Annotated in this window: 11 protein-coding genes; 1 reads left to right on the forward strand and 10 read right to left on the reverse strand. The window is 44.0% G+C overall.

Annotated elements, in window-relative coordinates:
- Positions 1 to 194 precede the first annotated feature (194 nt).
- From mutL to RDO37_RS10625, 4 genes are all read right to left on the reverse strand, one after another.
- Complete coding sequence (gene mutL, locus RDO37_RS10610; RefSeq protein WP_308499061.1) at positions 195 to 3,167, reverse strand: DNA mismatch repair endonuclease MutL; 2,973 nt, start codon at positions 3,165 to 3,167, stop codon at positions 195 to 197.
- Positions 3,168 to 3,422: 255 nt separating this feature from the next.
- Positions 3,423 to 5,105, reverse strand: a complete 1,683-nt coding sequence (locus RDO37_RS10615; RefSeq protein WP_308499062.1) for an N-acetylmuramoyl-L-alanine amidase — start codon at positions 5,103 to 5,105, stop codon at positions 3,423 to 3,425.
- Between the two features lie 629 nt (positions 5,106 to 5,734).
- Positions 5,735 to 6,223: a tRNA (adenosine(37)-N6)-threonylcarbamoyltransferase complex ATPase subunit type 1 TsaE gene (gene tsaE / locus RDO37_RS10620; protein ID WP_308499063.1), complete on the reverse strand. Its 489-nt coding sequence runs from the start codon at positions 6,221 to 6,223 to the stop codon at positions 5,735 to 5,737.
- A 419-nt stretch (positions 6,224 to 6,642) separates the two neighbouring features.
- A complete protein-coding gene (locus RDO37_RS10625; RefSeq protein WP_308499064.1) occupies positions 6,643 to 8,262 on the reverse strand; it encodes an NAD(P)H-hydrate dehydratase in 1,620 nt (539 codons plus the stop codon).
- Positions 8,263 to 8,995: 733 nt separating this feature from the next.
- Between RDO37_RS10625 and ppgK the strand changes: the two genes are divergently transcribed.
- Positions 8,996 to 9,754: a polyphosphate--glucose phosphotransferase gene (gene ppgK / locus RDO37_RS10630; protein WP_308499065.1), complete on the forward strand. Its 759-nt coding sequence runs from the start codon at positions 8,996 to 8,998 to the stop codon at positions 9,752 to 9,754.
- A 289-nt stretch (positions 9,755 to 10,043) separates the two neighbouring features.
- Here ppgK and RDO37_RS10635 read toward each other — a convergent pair whose 3' ends face one another.
- From RDO37_RS10635 to RDO37_RS10660, 6 genes are all read right to left on the reverse strand, one after another.
- Positions 10,044 to 12,239 (reverse strand): DHH family phosphoesterase, encoded by a 2,196-nt coding sequence (locus RDO37_RS10635; protein ID WP_308499066.1) that lies wholly within the window; start codon positions 12,237 to 12,239, stop codon positions 10,044 to 10,046.
- Positions 12,240 to 12,540: 301 nt separating this feature from the next.
- Positions 12,541 to 14,748 (reverse strand): DEAD/DEAH box helicase, encoded by a 2,208-nt coding sequence (locus tag RDO37_RS10640; RefSeq protein ID WP_027939596.1) that lies wholly within the window; start codon positions 14,746 to 14,748, stop codon positions 12,541 to 12,543.
- 526 nt (positions 14,749 to 15,274) lie between these two features.
- Positions 15,275 to 16,645, reverse strand: a complete 1,371-nt coding sequence (locus tag RDO37_RS10645; RefSeq protein ID WP_044121622.1) for an ATP-binding protein — start codon at positions 16,643 to 16,645, stop codon at positions 15,275 to 15,277.
- A gap of 431 nt (positions 16,646 to 17,076) precedes the next feature.
- Entirely contained in the window at positions 17,077 to 20,145 is a 3,069-nt protein-coding gene (locus tag RDO37_RS10650; RefSeq protein ID WP_308499067.1) for a class I SAM-dependent methyltransferase, read from the reverse strand.
- A 171-nt stretch (positions 20,146 to 20,316) separates the two neighbouring features.
- Positions 20,317 to 21,204, reverse strand: coding sequence for a 50S ribosomal protein L11 methyltransferase (gene prmA / locus RDO37_RS10655; protein WP_027939594.1), 888 nt, complete (start codon positions 21,202 to 21,204; stop codon positions 20,317 to 20,319).
- Between the two features lie 96 nt (positions 21,205 to 21,300).
- Positions 21,301 to 22,737 carry a hypothetical protein gene (locus RDO37_RS10660; RefSeq protein WP_308499068.1) on the reverse strand — a complete coding sequence of 479 codons (1,437 nt, stop codon included), beginning with the start codon at positions 22,735 to 22,737 and terminating at the stop codon, positions 21,301 to 21,303.
- Positions 22,738 to 23,409 lie beyond the last annotated feature (672 nt).

The raw sequence follows: 23,409 nt of genomic DNA on the forward strand, positions 1-23,409 counted from the left end.
ATATCCACCTTATCGGAGTCAAGATTTATAGTTAACTTCACCTGCAAACACGTTTGAGCATTGCGCCCATTAGCTTCTTTGCTTTTCTCAAGCTAAAGCCATGGTCACTGCGCTCACGAAAACATGAATTATACAAGTATCTTGGCCCTATTCATACTAAAAGACACCGCCTATTCTTTTAGATAAAACATACGCTATGAGAGCATTTGACTAGCGATAGAGAAGAGATCCACCTCTTTAACCGATAAGTCCTTAGCACGCAAGATAAGTTGCTCGGCACTACTGAGTTTTTCAGTAAGCTCTTTGGCGTCATATTCGGTATTGATGCTAATAGCTTTGCAACGCGACAGATTGTAGGCTAGCTGCTCTGGGCATTGACCTTCAGATAATATGGCATCAGTACCCGCGCTAATAAGCTGCAGCGCATTTAGTGCTACTAAAGCTAGATTAGATCCAGAGATAAACTCAGGTATACCTAAGATATCGATGCAACCACGTGCCTGCGAGCTTTTAACTGAGAAACCACAACGCAATGCTGCACATAGTACATCCTGACGTTTAAAGGCCTTAACGATAATACTGTCGGTACGTATCGAAAACGGCATGGTTAACTCTTTGGTACGCACCTGATCTTTAGCAACATCTAATAAGTACTTATCCATGAGCAAATTAAAATAAAGCTCGGACAGTCTTACCATAAAGTAGCGCTGATCAGCCATAATCAAGGCAACGTCGGCAGCCACCAGATGCAGAAACTTAATATTAGACCTACGATTTGCTAAGGATAGCGCACCTGAGTAATCAACATTGATCTTGTGTGTATCTTCAGTTCCATCATTAAGCGCATCAAGCATGCTCGACACATTATCAATGGTCATACGCTCAAAGCGATTAGCCGCCTCAGCCTTTTCGTAAATGCTACGTCCTTTAAAGCCATTACCAGACGCACCATACAAAGCACGTACCGCAGCTGACTGATCTGAATGGCCCTTAGACTCACCACCGCTTGGCAAATCTTTGTCAGACTCATCCGTGCTATCAAGTTCATCTGCAGCAGAACTGTTTTGTGCACCATGCCCCTGCGCCTCAGCAGCTCCGAGCTCATTAGCATCAGCTATCCCAAGTTGGCTGCCTGCATCGGCATCAGCCTTATCAGCAGCTATATGAGCGGCTGTATCGCTAGCAACTGTGCCTACGTCTTCACGCAGCTTAGTGCTGATGGTCCCTTGAGAGCTCTGCTCTAATGAGTGAGCATCAAACTTTGATGCAAAAGAGCTTTGACTTGTGGTGTGAGAGCTTGGGTTTGAGTCGTGATCGCCTTGGTTTGAAGCGCTTGCTCTGTGCTCTTGCTCGTTTATAAATTCTTCTTGTAGAGCAATAAGTGAGCTTATTGAGTCATCCTCTGCACCATCCTCAGTGATGAACATGCTCAGGTCATTATCAGACTTGCTCTTAGCCTCTTCATCTTGATAGCCGCGAGCCTTGCCAATGTTGGGCTCAACCTTAAGCATATTTGTTTTAAGTCCATAGCTTTTGGCTAAGGTATTTGAGGAAGCTGCCTCTTTAAATTCATCTTCACTCTCATCACTTGTCTGAGTATTTAAACTGAGGGTACCTTGCTGTTTTTTGAGCTTGGACTCTTTGAAAGCCTCAATAAAAGGAGCGGATACCTTTTGCGCCCCACGTATTGCCTCAAGCTCTCCAAGGCCAGTTCTAATGGCACCAAAATCAGCTAAACGACCGCACAAAGAGGCCTCTTCATCATAAGCATTACCCTGCGAATGCATAGGACGCTGCGTTCTTTCAAGATAAGAGACAACCTCTTGAGCAAAGGCGCTGTTATCTTGAAGAGCAGTTGCTTCTTGTGCGCTTGATGCAAGATGAGTAAAGCCTTTAGTAGTAGTTTCGTCAGATGTTGCAGCTACTGATGCCTTAGTGTCGATGGAGGCATTATGTACAGTAAGCTCTTCTTCATTGCCAAAATCATCCTCAAGCTCAAAAGAAGTCTGTGAGGCATTCTTGTCATTAAGACCTGAAGTTGCGAGCACTGCATAAATGTTATTGCGTATGCAGTCATGGATGAGATTGCTGTTATGAAAACGCACTTCATCTTTACGAGGGTGCACGTTAACATCAACGATATGAGGATCGCACTGCAAGAAGATCACACCACGCACACATGGCTTAACTTCTGAATTGCCCTGCAACACATTTAAGAAAGCCTCACGGATCGCGTGGTTAACCGTACGATCAGCAATGCAACGTCCATTTAAGAAGGTAAGGAGACGATCTGGCAAAGAGCGGTTGGCAGGTGGACGTAATAAAACGCCGTGAATTTGTAACAGCTTGCTATTGAGGCTATCACGCTCTAAGTCATCACTGTTCTCATAATCGCTGCTATTGTGAAAAGGAACATAGCCGCCATTCCTTGAGGCCATGTAAGACTGATAATGGTTGTACTTACGGACAAAAGCCTCATCAGTATTATCAAAGCTCAACAAATTATGCTTAAACTCAGAGCCTAACAGTGCTGCAATGCGCTGCGCCATTTTAGCTTTACCATGGGCAGGTACACTAAAGACAGTTTTGCCATCGCTAATGAACTTAAACTCAGTATCGCAATTGACCAAAGCAATCTTGGTTATGAGCTCTTTGATGTGGTTAAACTCAGTCTTATCTGACTTTAAAAAGCGACGGCGGGCTGGGGTGTTAAAGAAGAGCTCACGGACGATTACTGAGGTGCCTTGATTATGAATGGCAGGCTCAACCACCGGGTGTTGCTCAGCACCCTCAACATGAACTTGGAAGGCATGTTCTGCATCAGCAGTACGAGAGATTAAAGTAAGTCTTGAGACAGATGCAATTGAGGCTAAAGCCTCACCTCTAAAGCCTAACGTTCTAATCGCACTGAGATCCTCTAAGGTTTCAATCTTAGAAGTAGCATGTGGTGCTAAGGCTAAAGGGAGTTCATCTGCAACAATACCCTTGCCATTATCAGTGACCTTGATGAGGGTTTTACCTGAAGAACGGATCTCTAGAGTGATCAAGCTAGCGCCAGCATCAACTGCATTTTCGAGCAGCTCTTTAACAACTGAGGCTGGACGCTCCACGACCTCGCCTGCAGCAATCTGATTGGCTAGCTGTACCGAAAGTCGCTTAATACCCATAGTTCCCCCGCAAGAAAAGCCTTAAGTAAGTTCAAAATCGTACAGTTCTATGAGAGCTACGCTAACCTCATCTGTGCCACTTTCTAAGCTCGATGCTTGGTACAGCATGCCATCGATAAATACCTAGCCTGATCCTAGCTAAAGAGCCATACCCACGCCTATGCCTATGTTAAGGCATCAAAGTAGGCTTTAGTTTAGTGAAGCTTATGCGTGGCACTTAGTCGCTTGCCACGCATATTAAAGGATTTAAGGTGACTATTTGTGAATGACAAGCTTCTGTCCGATACGAATGTTATTGTTGGTCAGTCGGTTGTGGGCCTTAAGGGCGGACATGGAGACATTGTACTTACGTGCAATCACTGATAAAGACTCACCCTTTTGTACAGTATGTACCACTACCTTAGCTGAACCTGTACGAATAGCACTTTCGTAACGGCTCTTAATATTTTGAATCGTATACTTCTCGTAGTAGGCAACAATACCTTGATAGATAGAGTATGCGATCTGCTTTTGGTAGTTAGGCTGATTGAGCTGAATTTCTTCATATGGATTAGATAAGAAGCCAGTTTCAATCAACAGTGATGGAATATCAGGAGACTTAAGCACAGCTAAAGAGGCATGAATTGGAGTCTTCTTATGCAGCTTAGTGAACTTACCGAGCTTATTTAAGATCTCTTGACCCATGTTATAACCCTCAGAACGGGTGTTGTCTGAGGACATGGATAAGATGGTGGCTGCAAGATAAGGGTTTTGCTTATCAGTAGAGGAAAGTACCTCACCTACACCGCTTAAGAGCTGACCCTTGTTGCCGCTTAAAACCTTATTGTTTTCACGCTGAGCACGATTGTTAGAAAGCACCCAAACTGACGCACCACGAGCTGAGGAGCCAGAGGCTACAGAGTCGGCGTGAATGGAAATAAGAATATCGGCCTTATACGCACGAGCCACTTCAGAGCGCTTATCTAAGTCCACAAATACGTCTTTATTACGAATCAGACGACCTCTAAAACGTGGATTAGAGTTTACGTACTTCTCAAGCTGCATAGCGATAGCTAAGGTTACGTCCTTTTCACGTACACCACGCTTACCTAAAGCACCAGGGTCTTTACCACCGTGGCCAGCATCAATTGCAATGATGTATGGATTGGCTGAAGGTAGCGCGACCTGAGTTGGAGGTGGTGGAGCTTGAGTATCAAGCACCACTTCTTCCACCTTGCTAGGCTTCTTTTGGGCTGTTTGATTGTGCTTGTTCTTCTCAGCTGCTGCCTTTTGCGCGGCTTGTTGGGCATTAATCTGCTCCACACGGTCATGGTATTCCTTGACCTGAGCTGGAGTCATAGTTCTAATGCCGTCAGATCCAACCGAAGATAAAGAGTTTAATAAAGCGTTTTCTGCCTCATCTGCCTCTTTAACGGTAATAACCTTTACAGGAGGAGTACCTGCACCTTGGCCAGTACCAGCAAGCTTCTCTGCTGCTGTTTGGCTTAAAACCTTAACATCTTCTTTTGAAGATGGTTGACGATCATTTGCAGTATGAGGGAAATCAATTACTAAACGATAGTTGCGACCATCCATAGGATCAAGCACAAAGATATTGGGAGTGCCTGCACCCTTGAGGCTGAAGATATAGCGAACATCATCGCCACTTAAGTTCTTTTGAAAGCCTTTGATAACGGAGCGATTATCTACTGCAAGCTTGTCAGTTGCAGTTTTGTAGTTGGAAACATCATTAAGACGAATGATGAATTGATTGCCATTTTCTGCAATGGCAGTGGAATAAACAGGCTTGTAATCAAGGTCGAGCACTACACGTGTTTTGTCAGAGTTTGAAAATGCTCTGACGCGCATAATGTTGTCGGCCTGTGCTATAGAAATACTTCCTACAGACAGCCACATCAATGCAAACAATAACAAAGCACGCTTGAATGCCGAAACCATGAGCAAAACCCTTAGCTAGGAGTGCAATGCTGCCTGAGCAGCATAACTATTTGTACATTCAATACTGAACTAAAAGGCTAGTCTTGAGCTTTAAGTGCAAAACTACTCAAATAACCTAGCATCCATGCACAGCTTATAACAGAGCTTGAAGATACATCTTATCAGCGTGTCTTATATCAAGCTTTTGACATGCATAAGCGCCCGCTAATAAACAGTTACAAGACACGAGTGGGCCTAAAACATTGAATGTAAAGATAGCTCGAACGCGCCTTAAACTGACACTACTTGAGCGCCTGGGCGTTCGCATCACAAGAAAACAAGATTAGAGTGTCTAATTTTAAGAGATTTGGTGGCGATTTGGGGGAACTTTTGCTCATTATTATGTAAAAATTTCCATATAAAGACGCTTATTAGCCTTTTTTAGCCTAGATGCCACCCTAATTGCTCTTAATCAATGCACTGCTTGGCGCTCTTAGCGGCCACTCATGGTGCTTAACCATATGGCAGACAAGTACCATTAAGGTCCACACATGCTACTTAACCATGTAGCCTTGAAGTACTATAGCTGGACATCAATAGAGCCTATCGACACTTTAAAATTAGCGACCTCACAGGCTAATTAGACCATGCTAGATGAGGGTCTTAAGCTCATCTTCAGTAAAGAACTCAGAGGTAATCTTTAAGGTACGACCGTCTTCTTGATGGGTAAGAGATACGATTAAATCAGGCTTTGGCAAAATACCCTCGCCTCGATCTGGCCACTCAATCAAAATCACGGCATGTTTGGCAAAGTAGTCACGAATACCCATGAGCTCAAGCTCCTCTGGGTCAGCTAAACGATAGAGGTCAAAATGGAAGACCTCAGCGTCCACTCCATCCACCTTGTAGCTTTCAACGATGGTGTAGGTTGGTGACTTGACTGTACCCTCATAGCCCCAAGCGCGTAAAAAACCACGAGTTAAGGTAGTCTTACCTGCGCCCAAATCACCCTCTAGATTGATACATACAGCCCTGTTTTCAACCCTACCTAAAGTTTTGCTAAGCAAGGTAGCTAACTTGCTACCAAAGGCTACAGTTTCATCTTCGTTGGCTAATTGAGAGGTAACTTGATTGAGCATGTTGTCTTTGAGACCCTTTTGTAAACAAGATATAAACAGCCTTAGCTGTGCTCTTATCTTATCATTGCCACGACTTAGTTCGCATCTACACTGTAAATATGCTCATCTTTAGCAGTAAAGCTTGCAACTTTTACGGCTAAAGCACAGAAGATGTGAGCGGATGGAAGGACTTATATTGCCTATCAAGGAGGTGATGCTGACGGCACGAATGCACGTCAGCACATGGCCATGAAAGCCATCAATGGTCTAAAAGGACTGCAAGCTGCAGCTAAGAAAAGGTGCAGCATGCGGTGTAACTTGCTCGTAGCTATTAGATAGCAAGCTAGCTTGTTGGCAAGGCGTGCACTAGCTTTGTAAATCGTTTGCTAGCTAGTCGTGCACTAGCTTTGTAACTTACTTGCTAGTCGGTAAGTGCGAGGCTACTGCAGAAGGCGGTTGGCCAAGAGTAAAGAGGCGGTACGCTCGGCAATGTCAGTCATGCAGTCGCCACCCTTTTGATTGGCAAGGCCTGGACGCTTGTTAACTAAATAGCGAATGTATGGAAGCAAGTCGCTAGCTAGAGTACCGATGATGCCACTGTTTTCGCCTGATACAGTTCCGGCACGGCCGTGTACACATGCACCTGCTACAGTTGACTGCATTAAAGTTAAGCCTTGAGCACGTAAGGAGGCAATGATACCGGTAAGTAAATCACCCATGCCGCCAGAGGCCATTGCAGGTGAGCCCTCATGAACCACGATGATACTCTTGCCATCGCAAATTAAGGTGCCAGCACCCTTGAGCAGAACTACACCACCACAGCGCTGCTGCAGAATATATACAGCATGGTAGCGGTCTTCATTAATCTTATCGTTGGTAGTAGCCAGTAAACGAGCTGCCTCGCCTGGATGAGGAGTGAGCACCATGCGCTTAGAATAAGTCATGCCCTGTTTTGCCATAATAGTCAGAGCATCAGCATCAGCAATGCATGGCTTGTTGGAGGCTGTTACTAAATCTAAGAGCTTTTCTGCGTTACTACCAGTACCTAAGCCTGGTCCAATAGCAATGGCGTCTGCCCAATCAATGGCCTCTTTAACTGCAGCATAATCTCTAAAGTTAACTGTCATTAACTCAGGGCGAGTTGCATGCAGCGAAATGATATTTTCCTCATCAGTTGCCACCTTGATAAGGCCAGCTCCGGTACGAGCTGCAGCTAAGCCACAGATATGGATAGCACCACCATAACCTTTATCGCCACCAATGATGAGTAAGCGTCCAGAATCACCCTTGTGTGAGGAGATAGAACGCATTGGCAGATCGGCAATGATATCTTCATAAGTGGTTACGAATATTGGCAGATATGAGGCACCATCAGTATCGATAGCTGAATACTTACCATGGAAAGAATTAACATCGATACCTAAGTTAAACACCAAGATCTCGCCAACGTAATCAACGGCATCTCCAGTTACTAAACCTGGCTTGAGACCAAGCATGCAAATGGTCTTATTGGCGTTGACACACTCGGTATAAACCTGACCAGTATCAGCATTGATACCTGATGGGATATCTACAGAAATGATGTAAGCACGAGTGTTATTAATAAAGTCGATCCACTTGCCCATTTGGTCACGTGGAGGGCTTTCAAGACCAGTACCTAAGAGCGCATCAATTACGATATCTGGGCTGTAACCGCGCTCTGCCTCTTCATCAGGATCAGGCAGCTCAAACTCGGCCTTACCGCCAATCTTGCAGAAATAAGAATAAGCAATATAGGCCTCAGCATCTTGCTTAGGTACGCCTATAGCAAATAGACGATATGGGATACGGCTTTTGTGTAGATATGCTGCCACAATGTATCCGTCACCGCCATTGTTACCCTTACCAACTAAGACGTAGACCATCTTTGGATGCGTATTGACCGACAGCATCTGCTCAAAGACAGTTCTACCTGCTTTTTCCATAAGGTCATAGCAGTGTCCGTTGTTGTTTTGAGCATGGTCCTGCTCAATTAAACGGATCTCTTGTGTTGTAAACACTTGATGTGGTAAAGATGGCATGTAAGTAGTGCTCCTGACGATCTGCACAAGTTATTTTAACTTGGCAGCGAGTCAAACGGCATAAGCTCTAGCGGGGCTGATTTGAGTGTCTAATTACCCCATCCGTTTGGTTATTCTGCATACACAGTATGTCACAGATCTTGCCACAAATTACTAAGACGCACTTACAAAAATATAATCGCGGCATGACTTCCATGGCATGACCAATGAAATTTTAGCTTAAGTATCATCAGGCCATCATGACAACAAGTCATACGCTGTATGATTCTGTGATAGATCCATCAATAAATTTGATAATACGATCAGAAAGAGTGCTGTTATATCTAGGGTTTTTAGGGCTTTCTTTAACAACATTGCACCAAATGTATGTGCACTTTCTTGCATCATGAACACAATTGCATTTGTGATATTGTGCACGATTGATCTTAAGATGTAATGTATTTGGTCAGCCTAATACTATAATGACAATGCTCTAGCGAGAAGTGCAGTATCCATCATATGACTAGCAACTAAGCACGCGCTTAAAGGCCGCGTTTTAAGCCAAAGCTATATGATCCTAACTGTTAACACTTTCCTCGCTCATAGCTCAGGCACTGTCTTGTTAAGAGTAGTTTGCAGGCAGTAATAGATTAACTGGTTGCTCATCGTAACTGTTCTTGCACCTTACTATGAGAATACCGCACTAAGGAGAAGGCTTATTCATGCTTATAGCATGCTTAAGCTTGCCAAACATATGGAAATATTAGGCATTGATATCGGCGGCAGCGGCATCAAGGGTGCTGTTGTAGAAACCACAACAGGTGAACTTGTTACAGAGCGCGTTCGCATTAAGACCCCGCAACCATCAACTCCTGAGGCAGTGGCCGACACTATCAAAGAGCTTGTGGAAACTATCGGTTACCAAGGCCCAATGGCCTGCGGCTTCCCTGCACGTGTTATTAATGGAACTGTACTTACTGCAGCTAACATCGATAAGAGCTGGGTAAACGTGCATGTAGAGTCTTTGCTCAAAGAAAAACTCGGCAATGAAATCTTTGTAGCTAATGATGCTGACGTAGCAGGTATTGCTGAGATGACTTTTGGCGCTGGTTGTGGCGAAAAGGGTAAGGTGCTCATCGTTACCATCGGTACTGGTATCGGTACTGCCATGTTCTTCAATGGCGAACTGCTGCCTAACTTTGAAATGGGACACATCATTCTCAATGGCGATGATGCTGAGCGTTACTGCTCAGATGCAGCTCGTGAAAAATTAGACCTCAAATGGAAAGAATGGGGTAAGCGCTTTAACGAGTACTTAAACCGTATCGACTTCTTAGTACAGCCTGACCTCTTTATCTTAGGCGGTGGCGCATCCAAGAAATTTGAGAAGTTTAAAGAACAAATTCACCTTGAGAATGCTCGCGTTATCCCTGCAAAGACTCTCAACCTTGCAGGCATCATCGGTGCTGCAGTTTACTGTGAGCGTCGCTTAAACAACGAGGCTACTCACTAAGTTTAGTTTTTACCATTCCTATCAGCACAAAGCCCCAAGATCTTTTAGAGATCTTGGGGCTTGTTTTTTAGGTCAAGACATCACCTTAGGAGCAGCGCTGCGCCTTCACCCTTGGCTCTTTCCTTAGGCCTTAGCCTAATCCTGAGCCCTTGCTTTCGCTCTTAGCTCTTGCCTAGGTCTTAGCCCATGCTTCAGTCTGAGCTCTTGCTTTCGATCTTAGCTCTTGCTTCGGTCTTGGCCCTAGTCCGTGCTCTGAGCTATCGGCGTTATGAGCTGGTAGCTTGCGCTATTAGACAGGTTCGATGGCCTCAATATTCATCTGCAAACGCTCATTGGCATAATAGCGATCTACGCCTAAGGTATAGATGACGCGCACCTTCATGTTGGCAGTTAAAGACTTCTCCTTGATATTGGCTCTGAACTTGATGCCATCAACAAAGCGATTAGATAAGGAGCGCAGTCGTAACTTTAAGTGGCGGTTTGCCAAGATATTACTGTTCTCAATTAAGAAGATGCCATCAAAACGCGGCTCTTCAAAACTCTTACCCCAAGGACCAAAAAGTTCTAAGTCACGAGCGAACTCAACACATAAGTATGAGTCAGGTAAATCGCAGTCTGTAAACTCGCACACCTCAGAGTCGGCCTCTTCACGCACAGCAGCACAGGCTTCATCGAAGAGATATCTAAAGCGCTCAGCATCGCACTCACGAATAGTGGCACCGGCTGCTACAGCATGGCCGCCACAGGCAATGAAAATGTTTGGCTCACGCTCTTTAATGTAGGCAAAGACCTTCATCATATCGATACCAGGAACCGATCTAGCCGAGCCGACGATCTTACGCTGACCTACGGCTTCTTTTTGCTTAGACTCAGCCTCTACATTCTCAGCCTTATCGATGCTTGAGAGAATACCTGATGCAGCCGAACGAATGCGTGCTACCTCGGCAATACGCATACCATCGGCAAGAGCATTTGGATCTTTGTTTTCACTAAGTGTGCTCTCAGCATTATTAAAGCTTAGTGGCGCAGGAGTGATATTCAGCTCTCCTGAAGGGACAGTCTGTGAACTTGTATTGAGATCATCATTGCAATTATCCACCGCACTCATCAGATTGATACCATCATCAACCTTAGCGCCCTCATCACAACCAAAGACCATGCTTGGCTTCTTGTAACGCTCTTTAATGCGATTGGCCACGAGACCTAAAATTCCAGTTAAGAAGGTTGGATCGTACAGCACGATACCGGCATTGTAGTCTTGCTTTTGCGCCGCCTCATCAAATGAGTCGTAAGCATCTTCAATATCCATGAGATCAGCAGAGTTTAACGCAGGATCTTCTGTTGCTTTTGCTGCCTGCTCTGAGGCTAAAGCATATTGCGCAAGGAGTGCATCACTAGAGGCATCTTTACCTTGTCCACTCTTAGAAGCTGCTATCTCTGCCTGATTACGTTGTTCTTTATACAGCTCCATAGCACGGCTAAGCATGACCTTCTCATGATCCATACGACGCTTATTGCACATATCGAGCTGTTTAGCGTAGATAAGTGCTGAATTATAGTCATCACTAAGCAAGGTCATGATGGCAGGATTTTGCGCAATCCTGATACGAGTTGCGGCATTAAAACGCGGGCACAGATCAAAGGAGATGGTCTTGATCTTTACTTTGGAGCAATCAATCTTCAAGTAATCAAGTAAGGCTAATAAACCTGGGCTACATTGACCCTTGTGAATACGCTTTAAACCAGCCTTAATCAAGCGACGATTGTTAGCATCAAAGGACATCACATCGCCAATTGTGCCTAAGGTAACTAAGTCCAAAAACTGGCTCATATTTGGCGCGGCTTTGGTGTCTTGATAGTAGCCCTCTTCAATTAACTTAGCACGAGTACCGATCATGACGTAAAAGAGCACGCCTACGCCGCACAAGTGCTTAGAGGCAAAAGTATCGCCCTTACGCTTATGATCTACTACCGCATCGGCCACTGGAATGTTTTCTTGTACCTCGTGGTGATCGGTTACTACTACCTTAATGCCTTGTTCTTTTGCATGAGCGACTGCATCAAATGCCGCAATACCGTTATCCACGGTAATAATGAGCTGTACCCCTGCTTTATGGGCGCGATCTACAACCGTCTTGTTAAGACCATAACCATCGTCATAGCGAGATGGCACATAGTAAGAAATCAATTGCTCTGGCAGACCAAAAGCCTTTAAGCAGCGTACGCCTAAAGCAGTACCAGTCATGCCATCAATATCATAGTCACCAGCAATCATGATGTGCTCACGATTGATGATGGACTGAGCGATGATCTTGGCAGCCTTGTCTAAATCTAGCATGCTGTAAGGAGAAAGCATCTGCTTGAGGCTGTTATCAAGATCAGACGGCTCTTTAATACCTCGAGCGGCTAAGAGCTGACGCAAAATAGGATCTGCAATGAAGCTTAAGTGTGAATCATCAACTAATTTTCGTCTTACGATTTTCAATTAAGCCTCCTTAGCAAAGCTAAATGATTTAGAACACAAAACAGTGGCTCAAAGTACTTTGCCACCATCCTTAAATACCGCCACTAGGCTTATAAGCCAACTTAACGGATAACTAAGTCTCAACAAGACTTAGCCTATGAGCGTATCCTCGCTCTAAAAAGCTACTGCTGCCTGAGGCTTTGCAAGCCCAAGGCTCAATGTAGGCAAGCGCCTTACGTTTGCTTAGCGCTTTCAAACTCTATGCGCTGCCCATGAATTGCTTTAGCCCGATGGCTTTAGCTTGAAAGCTGTAGCTTGATGGCTAAAGCTCCTTAGCTAGCTTTTTGAAGAAATCTAAAGCGCCCTTGATATCAAGGTGGGTATGCGCGTAGGTAATGTATTTAAGATCGATTGGCAGATAGCAATTGTACTTTTCCCAATCGAGGTTCTTAACTTTCTTAAGCAGTTCCTTTGGGTCGATCTCGCCATTAAACAAGATGGACATAACTGCAGTTTTAAGATTATCGAGGCTAGCATAATCAAGCTCGATATGAGAGCCCACGCGGCTTGCGCCAATGGATGCCTTGTTGAGCATCAGCACAATGGTGTCTAACACGCGATCGCCCTTCCAAGGAAACAGCATGAGACCAGTTGGGCCAGTCACCATCACCTTTTTATCAAGACCGTAGTTAAAGAAATACTGCCTACCGCGCTCAAAGTTTTCTTTAGCTACTCTATCTAAGCAAGGAGGAGCCTCACCTGTAAGGTAAATACGATGCATCTCTTCACGAATGGCATCATGTACCTGACCGCCAGCACCTTGAATAGGCAATCCAGAGGTCTTTTTCTTACTTGGCTTGACGCCAATAACGCGCTTTTGCTCATTAAAGTAAGTAACGCGCCATGCTTTACCTGCAAACAAGAAGGTATCGTCCTCTTGTAGTGAGGTTAGCAGCGGAATACGACCAATGGTCTTACCATCGTGATCTACGCGGTATTCACGATTGTTATTAAACGATGCAAAGAACTCGTAATTAGAAACTAAAGACTCTCCCTCTAGTCCTAAGGTCAAAGTTCCATCTTGCATCTGCACAATCAGATCGTTTTCGCCTAAAGCGCGTAAGAGCTGAGCATACATTGCAGGAGTGGTCAGCGAGAATGGACCAGTCTTGCACAAGAGCTCATAAAGATTCTTTGCCGATACCGAGCCGTTAGAAGCGATCACTGACAGGGTCTGCTGAATCAACGTTGAAAAAGCATATTCCTTTTGCAGTGGCGGCTCATACCAACGGCGCAGCAGTAAGTTTACGCTAGCGGCTGAAAGCACAGTATCTTCGCACAAAAGTGAGCTCATACGATTGATGATTGGTTCATTCTCTGGAATAAACAATCTTAAAACCGCACGGCCATCACGACGACCCGATCTACCTAAACGCTGACGCAATGACGCTACAGACGTTGGCGGGGCAAACTGAGCGATAGATTGTACATCGTTAATATCGATACCGAGTTCTAAAGTTGAGGTACAAATTGCAGTTGTAGGCAAACGACCATCAATCAAACGATGCTCAAGGGTTTCACGTAACTCTTTAGATAGCGAGCCATGGTGTGGGAAAAACTCCTCAGGCACTCTATCGGCATGGCACAGCTCGCGTAAGTTATTTGCAAGTTGTTCTGTATCTGAACGTGAGTTGGTAAAGACTAAATTGTTTTTACCACGCAGCAATCTGTAGATGTCTTTAGCCACGCGATTGATGGCATCATCATGCATCAGCTGCGGTATTAACCGAGGCTCCTCGCCAGCAATATGCGGGATGTTATATCCCATGATCTTCACAGCTAAAGCTGAGGTCGTATGCTGATCAGAGGTAATGATCTGACAGTTTTTGTGAACGCTACCAGAACGCAGATACGAGGCAACTGAACCAATGTCATTTGAGAAGGTGGCTGAAATGGCGATACGTACAGGCACCTTACATATCAAATTCTCAATACGATGTAACTGCGACTGCAGCTGATAGCCACGCTCTTTACCCATCAGGGCATGGAACTCATCGATAACGATGTAGCTTAGATCTTTAAATGCCTCTTTAAATACCGAGGTCTGATTGATGAGCAGCGACTCTAAAGACTCTGGAGTAATCAGCACGATGCCTGAAGGATTCTTTAACAGATTGCTCTTTTTATTAACGGCAACATCACCGTGCCATGGGGTGATCTTAATACCCAATGGCTCAGCCATATCAGTAAGACGTCGTACCTGATCGTTAATCAATGCCTTTAACGGGCTGATGTACAGTACTGAGACGCCTTTGATCTTATTTTCATTTTGCTTAATGAAAGTAAGCACAGGCAAGAATGCAGCTTCAGTTTTACCTGCAGCTGTAGATGCTGAAATGATGACATCATCCTTATGCTCAAGCACAGGAATAATAGCTTGCTTCTGAATCGGGTGTAAGTCGCGCCATCTTTGCGCACCGATCCAGCGGCATACCAATGGATGCAGCAGCTGTAAATAATTGTCTGTCATCAATGACCTCCACCATACAAGCTGTCAGATACTCGCACATAAGTGCAAGAGCTATATGACTACTCAAGACAAGCTTAATGCCTAAAGGTATTTGTAAGCGCCCGTACACACACTCAATGGTATGTGTCCCTTAAGTTATCGCTTGTCAGACTAACTTGAGGTTTAAACTTTTAGGCAGCTTTTAGATACGATCTGGCGCTGATATTATGAACCACAATCACTAATATGCAGCGCAATTGCTTATTTTTCCCAATCAGAGCCTCTAATGCTAGCTATATTTGCATGTCATAAGCTTGCAAAAGGTCAAGCTTGAGTGTCCTAAAATACAGGACAAAGGCCATGTACAATTGCTTATACGCAACACTTTAGGCATCAATTATCTAAAGGCTAATACACAAAAAAAATACAGCGCTCTGTCTTTACAGCCGATGCTCAAAAGCAATCATTTGATGGTGCTGTATAAACGCAACAAACCCGCTCTGCACCGTGTACAGGCGGGTTCTATAGCGTGTGTAGAAGATGAATGTTAGAGCTGGAATGTAGTTAGCTCGTCATCATCGTCATCTTGATCTTTGTTAGAGCTAAATGATGAGTATGAACCTAAGCTCTTATCACCGTCCTCATCATCAGAGTTATTGATGGTAACTAAGGATGGATCAGTCTCGCTATCAACACGGACATTCTCAATTAAAGACTGCCATTTGATCTCTGGATTCTGCTCAATAACAGACATCAGATCAACAAAAGCTTTAATGGTGTTACGTGGAGTTCTAAAGTAAGCCTCACCAATGTTATGAGAACAGTGCTTTAAGAATGCAGTTAACGCCTCATCTGGCAGGAGATACTTACTCTCATCGCCATTGGCAAAGACATTACGGATATTGCTAAGCAGCACGAACAACTCTTCAGGTGAGAGGTTCTCAAGTCGTAGTACTGGACCATGGTAATCCACTACATTGGCGATCTGAGCAAAAGTATTCTCAGCTAAACGAGAACGTAATGCCTCGTATGAGTATAGACCCTTTCTGGTATCGCACAGAAAATCAGTGGTGCCGCCAAGCATGAAACCAATGTTCTCAGTATTGCCCTGCAGACAGTCATTTAAGATACGCAGAATCTGCTCATAGTTAGCAGAACGAGCACGTGGTGATGGGAGCTTGTAGAGGTTTACTAACTCATCTAGGTTAACCAATAAGCCCTTGTAACCAGCCTGACAGACAAAGCGTGCTAAGAGCTTGAGATGATCGTAAATTGAGCTATCAGTTACGATGGAACGGACGCCCAGCTCATTACGAGCTTCAGTCTTAGTGGCAAACTCACCACGTAAGTAGCGAATTACAGCCTGCTTAAGATCATCATTGCCAGACTCAAAAGCCTTGTAATACTGTGCAATTACCTCAGCAAAGTCAAAGCCGCCAACTAACTCAGATAAAGATCTCAGCTTGTGCTTAATAACGGTTTCTACAGCCACACCCTGCTCTTCAGCAGCAGCGATCTGAGTAGTAATAAACTTCTCCACCACTGGAATCATGGCATTGCCATCAGGATGGGCACGGGTAGCCATATTACGCATTAGCTCTTGATATAAAGAGCGAGCCTGACCTGCAGCAGCATGGAGACGACGATCAGGTGATAAGTCTGCATTGACGACAACCATGCCTTTTTCTAAAGCCAGGTAACGTACTAATTGTAAGAAGAAGCTCTTACCAGCACCGAAATCACCGACTACGACCTTAAAACAGCTTCCACCAGAGCAGACTCTATCGAGCTCTTCGATCATCGCCTTTACTTCGTTTACTCGGCCTACCTGAATATGTTCAAGGCCAATACGAGGGGTAACACCAGCACGTAAAGACTGAATAATTGCGGAACGTTCACGAGGTCTAATTTTAGCCATTAGCTTAATCCTCAAGACTTATCGGGTCAGATGACAGCATGTAATCAATGATATGTTCAGATGCACACTGGACTTAAGAAAAGCCACCCAAAATTTGCGTGGATTAAACATTATAGCCCATTATTTCCATCTCAAATGCTTTATCTAACACTAGTGCACTAGAGTATCTTGCCTCATCTACAGCACTACGCTGCATAAATATCAGATTTATTAGCGTGTTTTAGTCTTGTTTGGGATACATACTTATTGCATTTATTAGAGCACAAAGTCCTCAAGATGCGACTTTGCTCACGCAGCGCCCGCCCCTCTTCAGAGCTTTTTTTAAAATATTGGCCTGCAACTCATATCTTCTGGCAACACATCGTGGTGAGGCAGCATCACCTATTGCTAGAGTCAGCATCTACTATTGCTAGAGGCAGCATCTACTATTGCTAATCGCACACCTTCATAAAAATTGTGCTGCACATACGCATTGGCTTGCGCATACATTCAGCATCAAAGAGAGTGACATAGCCATACTTATCCATTGGAGATGACATCTGATACTGCTCTTTTAGTGCTAAAGGCAGGTGTACAACATGATCTTCGCTCAGTGACAGTTCTTGATGATGAAGTTTGGTCATGTACTTGATGACCTCCTCAACCTTAGCCATATCCACATCATCATACGAGCCATCTTGAGAATTTCGCTTAGTAGACATCACGGTGAACAGCAGATCGTCAAATGGGAACAAAGGAATGTAACGCTCTGCAATGGCAGTATCTTGAAGATCATAGTTACCGTTAAACAGACATAACAAACCGCCCACCTTAACCAAGCTGTCTATGAGCATAAGAGAAGACTCAAACTCCTCAAAACTATAGATGGCCTTGCTGTTAAGCACATTCACGGTAGCAGGATGACGGCATAGAACTGTCATAACTGTCACTACATCAAACTTCCTTGTAGAGTCATTTTGATCTAAGGCATGGAAGAACTCATCAGTAGTCTTAAAGTCCATATAGGCCTGCTTGCCATAGACTTCAACCTTATGCATACCACTAGCATCATTGCTTCCAACACAAAGGTTGTCTCTCATTTGCAGCGCTCTGCAAATAGCATCAGGATTGATATCTACGCCTAGAATCTTAGAGCCAGGAAAATAAGTCACCAAATCGCAAGCTTCACGGCCACGAGAACAGCCAAAGCTTAAAACATTGGCATTGCTAAAATCGCTTTTTCCATACTGCTTGAATTGCTTAAAGCGTGCAAAGTAGCTTAAGAACACCCACTGTAATTGATAGCGGTTCGCCTCGGTAAAGTTAGATAGTTGCGCAGTATGCAGCTTATCTACTAAAGATGCATTTGCACTATTTGCATCATGCTCATGATCTCCCTTAGTCAGGCTATTGTCTGTTAGGCTCTGATCGCCTTTATCAAAGGCTGCTTTTAAGGTCTTGATAAACTCGATCTTGCAATGGTAGTAAGCATCTAAACGCTGTTGCAGCTTAGTAACATCCCACTTACTCCTGAACTCATGTAGCGACTCACTCAAGCCGTTATCAATCAGTGTTTTAAGCGAGAGCTGACAGACAAAATCATCAATACCAAATGATCCTGAGGTTGCTTTCTTATAGCCGCCAACCGACAAGACAAGACGCATTAAACCCGCTCTCTTCAAGTGAGCATACTCATTTAAGAGCATCTCCATTTCATCATCAGATGCAGGTACGTGATCCTTGCTTAATGCAAAATAGTTTAAGTCCGCCTCTAAGGCAGGATCAAAATCATTTTTAAGACCAAACACGGCCTTGCCAGCACTTAAAGCTAGCATTTGCTCATAGAAGCGATCAGAGATCAGAACATCAAAGTCCTCATGGATAAACTCATCGTAATCGCGTATCAACAGACACTGCTCGATAGGATCGCAATAGTGTTTAAACTCACTTAGTACGTCCTCACGTTGTGCATAAAAAGCGCTGATCTCATCTACAAAAGGATCGCCACCGTGCTTTAAAAAGAGATCGCGTTTAATGTTCTTATCGAGGCTAGCATTGATTCGATCGCACCACAGGCTACTTAACTGGGCATCTAAATAACGGTGCTGATTTACTGACTGTATTTCTTTAAACGCCTCGGCAAACACAAGATCTTTGCGGTCTTTTTCCATAGCAAAAAGATTACTTGCAAAGGCAGTAGCTGCAGCTCTATCGTCGCTTGCATTAAAGAAAGTATAGGCTGAGTCATTGAGCAAGAGCTTGATAGTACTATTTGAAAATACATCCATAACTTTGCAGATCAAGCGCGATGCTAGTGGAGATAGTTCAAATAGTGGGTGCTTAGTAAAGAGCTCTGAAGAGATCACTACTATCGGAGCTCGGTGTAAGAAACTCGCCCTCTTAGAAAGATCATTATCTTTAGACACCATACGCGTGGTGTTAGCTTGCATATTGGATAGATCATTATCTTTAGACACCATACGCGTGGTGTTATCTTGCATAGCGCCCGCACTAAAAGCTATGTGTGCACTAGCGTTATCCACATCCTGATAATTGCCAGGTAAAGATGGCCTGGTATTGCATGCAATAGCACTATCTTCAGTCTGTGCATTGCCAGGTGCAGAGTGATTGCTTGAGGCAGGAGCTACTGACTCATAAGACAAGATATGCTCGATTAAAGCACTAGTGCCTACCATGGCTCGTGCCGCTTCATAACTTCTAAAGTTCAAATAGCCATTATGCGCACTTAGGATGTGAGGCTCACGGTTCACTACACTGAGCTCTTTGAGCTTTGCAAAGAAAGCTTGAAGATCGTTTGCGCTTGCATAGACGCTATCTTTATCATGATCTTCATTGAGCATGCAGATAGCTTGAGCTTGAGATAATACCTTGCACAAAGTGAAAGCTGCTGCCCTTAGCGAAAAGCTCTTAGCGCCAGCAAAGTCAGCAGATATATGCTCGTTATTTGAATCTCTGCTCTTATCTAAACTTTGGAGCAAGAACTCATCATTTAGAATGTCGTTAAGGAGCTCTTTTTTAACCTTAAAGTTGAAGATGAAACTACTTAACTTAGAGTTTGCCAATAGTAGTGAACAGAGCTCTTCATTCAATGCACTTTTGTAAGTGAACTCTCCGTGCATAAAATAGAGAATGGCATCAAAGTTCTGCTTTACAAAGTCTGCATTAAAAGCACCAAATTCAGGTAATGAGTAGAACTTAAAACTACTAAGGAAGCTGATATCATCGTCACTTATGCGCTGTGCAGATGGTTCTGAAAGTTCTGCTGCGTTTTCCCCTGCTACACCAAAACGTATATCCAATGTATCAGCGGCATTAAAGAGCACATGCTCTGAGAGCATGGCAGGAAGACTCATAAAACGGTTATACCGTGGGCCATCACGATAATCCCTGAACAGCATCGGCTCATCATTAACCTTAAAGCCTGCTCTTGCGCATGAGTCTTCTTCAGTCACTGCAGCAAAGCTATCGCAGTTAAGTACTAGCACTCGACGCTTATCCATGATGTGTCCTACCTTCAAAATTCAGCCGTACAAATAACAAAGCCCTGACAGATCTTAATCTATCAGGGCTCAATAAACATCAGTACTGTTGTAAATATGTCGAGTACCACAACATGTACATACGTGTAGCGTCCGACAGCAGCGCTTGATTATTATGTAAGTGCTATGTGCTTACTTGCGGGTACCCACGATTAATACCCAGCCTTCTTTGACCTTGGTGTAATCGATAGTAAAGTCACGAGAGTAAGCCTCAATCACCTCATCAGCCTGGCTCTCAAGAATACCGGATAATGCAAGCTTACCTTGGCTTTGACATAAAGCAGCAATAGAAGGCTCGAGCTCAGCTAATGGGCCTGCAAGGATGTTAGCAACGACCACTGGGCACTGAGGAATATCCTTGTTGTTGCCATCAAATACTTTAAGGCGATCAGCAACATCATTACGCTGAGCATTATCCTTAGAAGCAATTAAAGCTTGTGGATCGATATCTACACCGTAGGCTTGAGAGGCACCAAGTTTTAAAGCAGCAATAGCTAAAATGCCAGAGCCACAGCCATAATCAAGAATGGTCTGATTGCTCATATCCTGCAGTGAATCTAAAAAGCCTAAGCATAAGAATGTGGTTGGGTGAGTACCAGTACCGAAAGCAAGACCAGGGTCTAACATTACAGTCACAGCATCTTTTTCTGGAACCTCACACCATGATGGGCAGATCCACAGCTTTTCACCGCACTTGATTGGCTTAAAGTTATCCATCCATGCTCTAACCCAATCTTTATCTTCAAGATCATGAGCTGCAATTGGATAGTTATCGCCGTAAGTGTGCTGCAAATAAGAAACTACAGGGTCGGTATCAGTGCCCTTTTCAAACAGACCAACTACCTGAGTATTTGGCCATACACGCTGCTCACCTGGCAGTGGTTCTAAGATAGGATCGTCTTTAGCGTCCTGGAAGGTTACGGATACAGCACCAAGGAAAAAGAGGATATCAGAGATCTCTTCAGCCTTATCGCCATTTGTGATTAAGGAAACCTCTTTCCAAGCCTGATTGTCGCTCATGCAATACCTCTTAATTATTCTAAAAACCGTTTATAAAGTTACGGCTATTCGTTAACTATAATCTACAGCCCCGGAAGAGCTGTAGACTTAAATTCATTAGGCTGATGGATTTTCCACTGCTCTAACCACAGTACCTTTGGCACGATTCATCTCTTCGGCACGTAATCCATATACAGGCGCACCACGAGAAGCAGATGTCATGGCCGCACCTTCCATCCTAGCTTGTGCATTTTCAGAGATGCGATAAGCCTCATTATCTGACAATGAGCTAATTGGGAATGGTGTGCTCAGCGGAACTTCAATTTCTGACTGGCCATAAGGGTTTTCAATCAAGCGACTAATGCGCTTGTAAATAGCACCACATTGATCGCCAATCTCGCACAGATACAGTTTATTGATGCGATCAACTAAGACCTTATCATTAACCAAGACCTTTAGCTCATGAATCGATACTGCCTCAGGGTTAACCACCTGCACGTACAACCATGAGCCGTCCTCTTCCACGTCAGCTACATTGCTAATACCACCAAGTACACGAATGTAACCTAATACTAAGAGCTCTGGTGAGTCATTAGCATTAATACTAAAGCCAGTACGTGAAGAGCGCATCTTGCGACGCAGCGAAAGCTTCTTTTCCCTGTTGATGAACATCGACAGAATTACTGTGAACATCGGGACAAAGACAGCAAAAGCCTCTAATACCACACCAGAACCTGACTCCTGATTTAAGAACATACGGGAGCGAGATAGAGTGATATCAGGTAAATACAGATTGTCTACAGTAGTGATGGCTGGTACCTGCAAGAAATAAGAGAGCGTAAAGCACAGCATTGCAGAGCCAAGCAAAATGCAAAATGAGCCTGGGAAGAAGATGAGTAACATGAGCAAACTCAATGATACGCATGCGCCTATTGATCCAGTCATAATGCAAATTACCACCATCAAGGTTAAGAATAATCTGACATGACGTTTCGTGAAGAAGGAACGAATAAAGATTGTGGCTGGTAGCGAGAACAGATTAGTCAGAATGATCGTATTAACAAACGCGGTGACCATGCTATTGTGATATTGGCTAGTGATCAGCTCACCGACTAAATCATGGAAGCCGACTGACTGTAGCAACAGATAAATAGGTACATAAATAATCGATAAAAAGCTTTGGCCAAAGGTTTCATCTAGCGTATAGAGGATGAAGATATCGAGCTGTCTAATAACTACGTAGATAAAGATGAAAGTCGCGACAGGCAACATCACTACAAAGATAAAGCTGATGAAGATACGTCCTGTCTGATTAAGGAATGGCTCATCTTTAGAGCTGCTAGAGTACGGTAACATTGCAAGCAGCGATGACACCGCAGTACAGACACAGATAATGGGATTTAATACGGCTGTAGAGTGGTTATCTGGAATAAAGATAACCGACGCTACATAGACTGCAGCTACCGAGCAAATCTGAAAGACACGATCGAAGGTAGGAACTAAAAACGCTACCGCTACGGCAAAGAGTCCTGGGAAAAAGATCCGTACACTCAAAAGCAATACTTGCCTTAAGTCATCAGGCAAATTAGGAGTGTTTTGCGCGTTCAAAGACCAAGTACTTATCGCCATTAACATAAGTGGCAATAAGATTAAAAAGCTGCGCTGTTTATAAGAATATGATTGTAAGTGAGTCACTAGCTATCTTCCTACTCAAGCTCACTAAAACTAAGCCATAGTAGCTCAATGACTTGCTATAGCCACAGCGCACTGTTGCATTTAGCTGCACACTACGATGAACGAACACATCAGCACGGTTGATCTGTATGCAGATAATGACTTAATCATAGCCATTTGTGCAATCAGATAATCTCATCATTATAGCAAAAGCTGAAAATAGGCGGTGTTAACAAAAGAAAGGAGATAATGACAGCTACTGCATAAGCTTGAGCATACCTAAACAGCAGCAAAGGCAAGATAAACGCAAGAGCAACTAAATAAGCCTAGCTTATGTCACCTGCAGCAAGGGCAAGATCAGAAAAGTTACAACTGCATAAGCTATAAGATTGTTTTTACAGTAGCCTAAAAGCGCAAAAGCCCCTGAGCTTTTGGCTCAGGGGCTTTTGCATTAGAAAATTAAGCCTGGCGATGACCTACTCTCGCACAATCGTACGTTGCACTACCATCGGCGTCACTGCATTTCACTTCTGTGTTCGGAATGGGGACAGG

It is taken from the genome of uncultured Anaerobiospirillum sp. (assembly GCF_902485895.1).
Taxonomy (GTDB): Bacteria; Pseudomonadota; Gammaproteobacteria; order Enterobacterales; family Succinivibrionaceae; genus Anaerobiospirillum; species Anaerobiospirillum succiniciproducens.

What these genes read in the sequence shown, in the direction of transcription:
- mutL (WP_308499061.1), bottom strand. Translation starts at nt 3,167, where the DNA reads ATGGGTATTAAGCGACTTTCGGTACAGCTAGCCAATCAGATTGCTGCA.
- RDO37_RS10615 (WP_308499062.1), bottom strand. Translation starts at nt 5,105, where the DNA reads ATGGTTTCGGCATTCAAGCGTGCTTTGTTATTGTTTGCATTGATGTGG.
- tsaE (WP_308499063.1), bottom strand. Translation starts at nt 6,223, where the DNA reads ATGCTCAATCAAGTTACCTCTCAATTAGCCAACGAAGATGAAACTGTA.
- RDO37_RS10625 (WP_308499064.1), bottom strand. Translation starts at nt 8,262, where the DNA reads ATGCCATCTTTACCACATCAAGTGTTTACAACACAAGAGATCCGTTTA.
- ppgK (WP_308499065.1), top strand. Translation starts at nt 8,996, where the DNA reads ATGGAAATATTAGGCATTGATATCGGCGGCAGCGGCATCAAGGGTGCT.
- RDO37_RS10640 (WP_027939596.1), bottom strand. Translation starts at nt 14,748, where the DNA reads ATGACAGACAATTATTTACAGCTGCTGCATCCATTGGTATGCCGCTGG.
- RDO37_RS10645 (WP_044121622.1), bottom strand. Translation starts at nt 16,645, where the DNA reads ATGGCTAAAATTAGACCTCGTGAACGTTCCGCAATTATTCAGTCTTTA.
- RDO37_RS10650 (WP_308499067.1), bottom strand. Translation starts at nt 20,145, where the DNA reads ATGGATAAGCGTCGAGTGCTAGTACTTAACTGCGATAGCTTTGCTGCA.
- prmA (WP_027939594.1), bottom strand. Translation starts at nt 21,204, where the DNA reads ATGAGCGACAATCAGGCTTGGAAAGAGGTTTCCTTAATCACAAATGGC.